Annotated in this window: 3 tRNA genes; all 3 read right to left on the bottom strand. The window is 53.3% G+C overall.

The window, feature by feature from the left end:
• Positions 1-85: 85 nt before the first annotated feature.
• Positions 86-161 (bottom strand) — tRNA-Ala (locus E2626_RS17040).
• 13 nt (positions 162-174) lie between these two features.
• Positions 175-251: transfer RNA gene (locus E2626_RS17035), tRNA-Pro, on the bottom strand.
• Positions 252-279: 28 nt separating this feature from the next.
• Positions 280-356, bottom strand: a tRNA-Arg gene (locus E2626_RS17030).
• Between the last annotated feature and the right edge of the window lie 66 nt (positions 357-422).

The raw sequence follows: 422 nt of genomic DNA, 5'->3' as shown, positions 1-422 counted from the left end.
ACCCCCGACCTCACGGGTATGAACCGTACGCTCTAGCCAGCTGAGCTACGCCGCCCAATAAATAAAGTAACTTCAAAAATACATATGGTGGAGCCTAGCGGGATCGAACCGCTGACCTCCTGCGTGCAAGGCAGGCGCTCTCCCAGCTGAGCTAAGGCCCCATTGTATAAAAGATGGTCGGGAAGACAGGATTTGAACCTGCGACCCCTTGGTCCCAAACCAAGTGCTCTACCAAGCTGAGCTACTCCCCGTCAATTATGTGGTATTCTATGTAAGGTATGGCGCGCCCGAGAGGAGTCGAACCCCTAACCTTTTGATCCGTAGTCAAACGCTCTATCCAATTGAGCTACGGGCGCCGAATAGAATAAGCGGAAGACGAGATTCGAACTCGCGACCCCCACCTTGGCAAGGTGGTGTTCTAC

Origin of the sequence: Jeotgalibacillus salarius, assembly GCF_004405125.1 — a bacterium.
In the GTDB taxonomy this organism is placed as follows: domain Bacteria; phylum Bacillota; class Bacilli; order Bacillales; family Jeotgalibacillaceae; genus Jeotgalibacillus; species Jeotgalibacillus salarius.
The sequence above is the reverse complement of the archived record's forward strand: the minus strand, read 5'-3'. Positions and strand labels throughout refer to the sequence as shown.